The organism is Novosphingobium sp. AAP93 (genome assembly GCF_001296055.1).
In the GTDB taxonomy this organism is placed as follows: domain Bacteria; phylum Pseudomonadota; class Alphaproteobacteria; order Sphingomonadales; family Sphingomonadaceae; genus Novosphingobium.
On the sequence record NZ_LJHZ01000109.1, the window covers coordinates 1 to 6,153 of the forward strand.

The following is a 6,153-nucleotide window of genomic DNA, read 5'->3' on the forward strand; positions in this document are numbered from 1 at the left end:
GCTCATCACAGCTCCTTCTCACAAATAGGAGCCTCCGGAAAACCCGGGACGCTTCACTCCATGCCCTTGGCTGGCGTGTAGCCATCAAATGACCATGCCAGCCATTGCCCGGACCAACGTAATAGCGGGTTGCCGTTAGCAGCGATCATCGCGCCATCCGGCAAGTCATCCAACCTACCGGCATCGCACAACTGGCTCCCCCGTAACGCGCTATCGATCTCGGCGACACGCGGCAGGTAGGGCAGGCCATGCGCCACCGCCCATGCCTGCTTGAATGCTGCCAGTGCCTCTGGGCGGCAGCTACCACAAGGCCGATGCCCAGCCGCCAATGCGGTCGCCTCGTCCAGAAAGAACAGTTCGGTGTAATGGCGCGGAGCCATCAGCGACCGGCGGATGCCCGGCCAAGTCGGTAGGCAAGTGATCCACGCCGCCCGGTCGCTGGCGCGGACGATCCGCCCCGCATCGTCATGCAGGCACCCCCGGTTGCCCATCAGCATTCCGCGCGCCGGGTGTGCGACGATGTTGCCAAAGGGATCGCAACGGTTTTGCCGTGGCATGGCGCGGATCAGCCCAGACGTTGCAGCCGGGGCCGGAGGCTGTTGACAAACTGGTTCGCCGCTTTGGCCATCCATGCGCGCTGCGCTTCCTCCGCCGCGCCATCCCAAGGCTGCGCTGACGCCATCGTAAGGCTGAGGGTGCACACGTCGCCCGCAACCCATGTGGGCGCTGACAGGCCAGCGGAGGCGAACTCCGCCGCTATCGCGTCGGCATCCTCGCGCAGCAGTGCGGCGACGGCCTCGCCCTCTGCACCGGGGAAGCGAACTTGCGCGCCCAAGCCACCCTCGGCGGCGCTGCGATAGACATTGACGTAGAACCCACCCGGCAGCGGTACGCGCACCCAGCCCATGCCGCCATTGCGCGCGGGCGGTTGGCCGGGATCATCGAAGCGCATTTCGGCCAAGAGCTTGTCGGCAAACGCCCGCCATGCCGTGCCTGCCTCGGACGGCGCGCGGTGCCCAACCGCATCGCCAGCGGGCGCAATCGTCGAGGTGGCATCGATCACCAGCCCCGGCACCTCGCTGCGGATCACATGCCGCTCGATCAGTACGGTTTGCGCCAGCACGCGCGGGTGCATGATCGCGCGCGCTATCCCGTCCGCATCGGTGTGCCGGTACTCGGCCATTTCGATCAGCGCGAAAGAGAAGGCGAGGCCGGGCTGATCGCGCAGATACTCGCCGATGCGCCTTGTGCCCTCGGCAATGCCGTCGCCCACCACCAGCAGCAGGAAGCGGCCAGCCGCAAGATCGCGCGTCACCCGGTCCACGAAGTCGGCTTCGGGCAGGTTGCTCCCCGCCTCGCGCGCTAGCGTATAGAGCACGTTGCCGGTCCGCTTGGTGGCGATGGACACCTGCCGTTGCAGATCGTCATAGGCGAAGCGGCTCAGTTCGCGGGCATAGTCGAGGATTTGCCCCACCACCTCCCGCCGCGCCTGCGGATTGCGCCAGAGCTTGCATTCCACGACGATCAGCCGCCCGAACTCATCCATCAGCAGAACATCGACGAAGCCGACGCTGGGGATCGACAGTTCGGTGGTGACGGTGACGACCTTGCCGTAGCTGGGGTCGATGTCGTGGACCGGCAGCAAGGCGGGATGATCGGCGATCAGATCGCGCAACACCGCCTCGCATCGCGCCTCGCCCTGGGGCACCCGGCGGACGACCTGCGGCGCATCGCCCAGCAGCACCAGCGTCATGGCTTGGCGACCGTGATCGTGGTGCCGCCGGTCAGTTCCAGCGTGGCGTTGCCCACGATGCCAGCGAGCATCTGGCGCAGCAGATCAGCACTCATGCCCTTGATCGCGATGCCGTTGACCTTGGTCACCACCATGCCTGGCTTGAGACCCGCTGCGTCACCGAGGCTGCCAGGCGTCACCGCGCTGATCGCAGCGCCCTCTGCGGTAGCGAAAACCTCAACTCCTAGCGCCGGGGCTGAAGGTGCAACCGCCGTGGGTGCCGGCGGTAGCGAGGCGCTCGCGCAAGTCGTGCTGAGCATGTCGACACCGTCGCCTTTGCCTATCTCGGAGTAGAGGACCGCGCCGTTATCCTCGACGACGACGAAGTAGGTCCGCCCGACATAACCGCCCATGCGGTTGCGGCTGTTTACGAGCCCGCAGGTGACATAGCCGTTGATCCGTCGGCTGAAAAAGGGTTTGAAGAAGCCCTGCTTGTAGCCGTTGGGCCACTCGAATTTGGCGCTGTCTGGATCAATCAATTGCGCGCGGATCGCCGCTTCCGCCAGCGCGGTGAACTGCGACCATTCAGGCGCTGGCCCATAAACATAGGGTGTGGGTTCTTCCTTTTTGGCCAGCGCCGGGCCAGCCGCAATAAGCGTGGCGCCCACGAGCGCGGCGGCGGTCAATCGGTAGGTAGATCGTCGAATGTCTGTCGGCACTGGCGTCGCTCCACACTGTCGCGACGCCGCCGGTCGGCTTCATCGTCGCTCCTATGTCCTCTCGGGGCGACGGCCAAAGCCGGATGTTGGAAACCTGTTCAACGAGCAGGCGCATACGCCTTTACCGGCAAGCCGGCTGGACATGCGCGCATGCCACCCGGCCTCCAAATTTGGTGACCGAGTTTCGTTGAAAGAGGTTTCCACGCCCCACCCCTCGGCTTTCACGAGCGGCCAAAGCAGATTGCCTGTCTTCCCCGTTCTGGCAAGTAGGTCTGAGCAGATTAGGCGACAAATCTGAACTGTCCTGTGAAGCCTGCTGGGCGCTAGCTCCTTATCGGCGGCGCTATCGCAGTTCACCCATTCCTGTTATGATCTTACCATGCCTTGGTGGTATAGGTCTTCTCCGAAACGCGGTCGCCTACCAAGGAACTGCTTATTTCATCAATGGGTGATTACTCGTGTAGATCAAGCCAACTTCGAGGTTCGCGAATCTTGCCAAAAATGCGAACAAACTCGAGTTCGCGGATTAAAGCCGACAGATGAGCGCGATCAAGTAATTCAGCAAGAAAGAATTCGTTTGGATCATGAGGCGATGAGACTAAAGAGAGAGCTTTGGTTCCATCTTTATCAAGGGAAGGGGGCCGATAGGGAAAAAATTCGTGAATTAATTCAAGAAATTTCTATATTAAAAAATAGAAAAAACAAAATTTAACTTTTTATAAAAATTTAAAAATAATGATAATTTTCTATAAATTTTTTTAAAAACGCTTGATTATTTTATAAATATTCTAATTATCGGGATTCAATCGGTGATATAACTGGCGAACACACTGGCATTATGATATAGCAACATCGTTGGTTGCTGTTGAGTGCCATGGCAAAGTGTTCGGATAGGTCACATTTCGTAGCTTATTACAGGGTGAGCACTGACCGTCAGGGCCGAAGCGGCCTCGGTCTCGACGCCCAGAGGGAAGCGGTCCACAATTTTCTAGGCCAGCGGCCACACACATTGGTCGCGGAACTGGTCGAAGTCGAAAGCGGGCGCAACGCAGACCGTCCGCAACTGGCCGAGGCTTTTGCCCTGTGCCGCGTCCACCATGCCACCCTGATAATCGCCAAGCTGGACCGCCTCGCGCGCAGCGTGGCCTTCGTGTCGAACATTCTCGACAGTGGCGTTGATTTCGTTGCTGCCGATTTTCCCGAAGCGAACCGGCTCACCATCCACATTCTGTCCGCCGTCGCGGAGCACGAGGCGAGAATGATTTCGGAACGCACCAAGGCCGCCCTGAGCGCCGCACGAGCGCGCGGCGTTGTCCTGGGTGGCAACCGGGGCAATCTCCCCGCCGTCGCCGCCAAGGGCGCTCTGGCAAGCGCCAAGGTGCGTTCGCAGCGCGCTGCCGAGCGCGCCCGTGATCTCGCGCCGGTAATTACCCATCTGCGCGACGCTGGGCAGAGCTTCGCAGCCATCGCCACCGAACTTGAGCAGCGCGGCATTCCAGCCGCACGAGGAGGAACATGGACGGGACAGAAGGTCTCCCGCTTTTTGCAACGGGTTGCAATTCAGTGCGGCGCCCCCGCCAAAACAGGGTGACGCCTTGGGGCACTATCGAGGCGACGCACCATAAAGGCACACTGATGGGGAACCGTGGCGATCTGCACGCGCCAGATGGCAGCCTGGGCCGACCGTGGCGCAGTCGGCGGTGGATCAGTTGCCTCCTCGACACCGGAGATGGATGGCGAGCGCCAATGGACGAGCCCGGCAGGAATTACCCGCTCTTCTTCCACGACGAAGCGGTTGCGCTTGCGGCGGGGCATCGTCCGTGCGGAGAATGTCGGCCCGACGCGCTGGCCGCATTTATCGAGGCATGGAAGATCGGCCACGGCCTGAAGTTGCGCGACTGGTTACCGCTGCGCGAGATCGACCGACGATTGCACCATGCGCGCCTTTTCGAAATGCGTCACCGGCGCCGCGTCGGGGTCACCAACTTACCAAACGGCGTGTTCATCTGGTGCCCTAAGTTCGATGCTCGGCCCTTGCACGTCGTCGGGAGCTTTGCCCATCCATGGCAGCATCAGGGGTACGACGACCCACGGCACCTGACCGAGTTGTGCGGGCCGACGTATCAGATTTCATCTTCACCGATTATCGCGACACTCCGCGGGGGCTATGTTCCAGCATAGAGGTCAGCGCCATCGGGCGCTTGGCTTGCACTAGATTGAGCACCTACCGCCGTAGTTGCAGAGTGAGACGATAACAAAGTACATCACTATAGTTTCATTCAATGCGTTTTAGCAGATATGGCTATGTAGCTGTATTTTCTAAACTCATAAGCTCATCGCCTGTTCAGCCAGCTTCGAGTAAGTGTATCCCCATTGCACGCCTTCGCACATCGGCACCAACCTTGACTGTGCGTGTTCGAAAAAAGGTCTCGAAGTCATGGATGCGGCGTTCAATCTCGCGATCTAATCGCGCGAAAGTTTTGTTGCAGAGCGCAGCCCGATATGAGCCGCGCCAACCTTTGACCGTATTGTCAACGGCAGCAATTGTTTGCGCAAAACACCGGTCACTCGGTTTGATTGACTTGCCAGCAATCACCCGCGCAATCGTTCTTCTGCCATCGCGAAGCAGCACTTCAACCCTTCCAAGCAAGGCATCACAGGCAGTCGGGGATGGCCGGTATTGGCCGGGGACTATCTCGTAACCGAGGAAGATGTGGGGTTTTCCAATTGGCCCGCAGAAAGCCTTCTTCGGATCGGTCGCGGGGTCGTATATCCCCATTCCAAGCCCTGCCAAGTGGGCCTTTGCGCTTGCCATTGCCTTCCGAACCTTCACCGAGGTGGCTGCTGTCAAGATGAAGTCGTCGATGTAGCGGATGCAGGTGACACCTCGACCGGGCGCGTTCATCTTCTGATCGAACTCGGCGAGCACAATGTTCCCGGCCAAGGCCGATAGCGGACAGCCCTGCGCCACTCCATCCGTGCCCGTGGGGAACAGCTTTCGATCCTCATCGCTTAGCGAGGCAGCATTGCTAAGCTCAACAGTCAATGCCCGGTCGAGAAGGTCAAGAAATGGCTCCTCGTCGGTGTCCTGCCGGATGAAGGCGATCACCATCGGGCGTGAGATTTTGGTGAAGAATCCAGAGATGTCAGAGCCAGCGACGAACTTGGCTCCGTCCGCATAGCATTTGTCGAACAAGCGTATCGCATCGTCTACACCGCGCCCGCGTATGCCGCCGATGGATGTTGGCGTGGCTAATACCTGCTGGACGCGAGGCATGTCCTTGGCATCCTGAAGAACGTTCAGGATAGCGCGTTGGACAATGCGGTCCTCCAGCGGCGCAATCACAATCGGTCGCTTCCCCGGTTTTCCCGCGCCTTTGGCCGGGGTCGCACCATACGCCTTTGAAAACTCATAGCCCTTGAGCAGCCGCCGCTGGAGGCGGTCGATATTCGATGGCAGATGCAGTCCGAACTTCTTCGCCTCCTCCTTGGTTGAGGCGGTCTGCGAGGTTTCTGCATTTCGCCGGATTGCGTGCCACGCTTCTACAAGGACCTTGGTAGAACGGACACGCTGGCACAGCGTTCGGTTGTCTCGCTTGCTAGTGGTGGGGCCTGTCGACAAAGTTACCCCCGGCTAGCGCGACGTTCCTTCAGGCTTCGCACCGGCAACCTCGGTCGCCGCCACATCCACCCACACCGCGA

At 60.2% G+C, this 6,153-nt stretch carries 7 protein-coding genes; 3 read left to right on the top strand and 4 right to left on the bottom strand.

Annotated elements, in window-relative coordinates; genetic code table 11:
• Positions 1–53: 53 nt before the first annotated feature.
• From IP83_RS16685 to IP83_RS16695, 3 genes are all read right to left on the bottom strand, one after another.
• Positions 54–491 carry a hypothetical protein gene (locus tag IP83_RS16685; protein WP_156309804.1) on the bottom strand — a complete coding sequence of 146 codons (438 nt, stop codon included), beginning with the start codon at positions 489–491 and terminating at the stop codon, positions 54–56.
• Between the two features lie 74 nt (positions 492–565).
• Positions 566–1,753, bottom strand: a complete 1,188-nt coding sequence (locus IP83_RS16690) for a hypothetical protein (RefSeq protein ID WP_054123369.1) — start codon at positions 1,751–1,753, stop codon at positions 566–568.
• Complete coding sequence (locus IP83_RS16695; protein ID WP_054123370.1) at positions 1,750–2,418, bottom strand: PDZ domain-containing protein; 669 nt, start codon at positions 2,416–2,418, stop codon at positions 1,750–1,752. The genes IP83_RS16690 and IP83_RS16695 overlap by 4 nt, the downstream gene beginning before the upstream one ends.
• 481 nt (positions 2,419–2,899) lie before the next feature.
• On the opposite strand from IP83_RS16695, the gene IP83_RS20365 reads away from it, so the two are divergent.
• The 3 genes from IP83_RS20365 to IP83_RS16705 all read left to right on the top strand — a co-directional run bounded on the left by IP83_RS20365 (position 2,900) and on the right by IP83_RS16705 (position 4,632).
• Positions 2,900–3,163, top strand: coding sequence for a hypothetical protein (locus tag IP83_RS20365; RefSeq protein WP_156309806.1), 264 nt, complete (start codon positions 2,900–2,902; stop codon positions 3,161–3,163).
• Between the two features lie 162 nt (positions 3,164–3,325).
• The gene (locus tag IP83_RS16700) at positions 3,326–4,042 is read left to right on the top strand and encodes a recombinase family protein (protein WP_054123371.1); all 717 of its coding nucleotides are present in this window, start codon (positions 3,326–3,328) and stop codon (positions 4,040–4,042) included.
• A gap of 155 nt (positions 4,043–4,197) precedes the next feature.
• A complete protein-coding gene (locus IP83_RS16705) occupies positions 4,198–4,632 on the top strand; it encodes a hypothetical protein (RefSeq protein ID WP_054123372.1) in 435 nt (144 codons plus the stop codon).
• 163 nt (positions 4,633–4,795) lie between these two features.
• Here the strand turns inward: IP83_RS16705 and IP83_RS16710 are convergent, their stop codons facing one another.
• Positions 4,796–6,073, bottom strand: a complete 1,278-nt coding sequence (locus tag IP83_RS16710; RefSeq protein WP_082364792.1) for a reverse transcriptase domain-containing protein — start codon at positions 6,071–6,073, stop codon at positions 4,796–4,798.
• Positions 6,074–6,153: the final 80 nt, after the last annotated feature.

Bases quoted from the DNA above. Each gene is read 5' to 3' on its own strand.
- IP83_RS16705 (WP_054123372.1), top strand. From the start codon at position 4,198: ATGGACGAGCCCGGCAGGAATTACCCGCTCTTCTTCCACGACGAAGCG.
- IP83_RS16700 (WP_054123371.1), top strand. From the start codon at position 3,326: ATGGCAAAGTGTTCGGATAGGTCACATTTCGTAGCTTATTACAGGGTG.
- IP83_RS16685 (WP_156309804.1), bottom strand. From the start codon at position 491: ATGGGCAACCGGGGGTGCCTGCATGACGATGCGGGGCGGATCGTCCGC.
- IP83_RS16690 (WP_054123369.1), bottom strand. From the start codon at position 1,753: ATGACGCTGGTGCTGCTGGGCGATGCGCCGCAGGTCGTCCGCCGGGTG.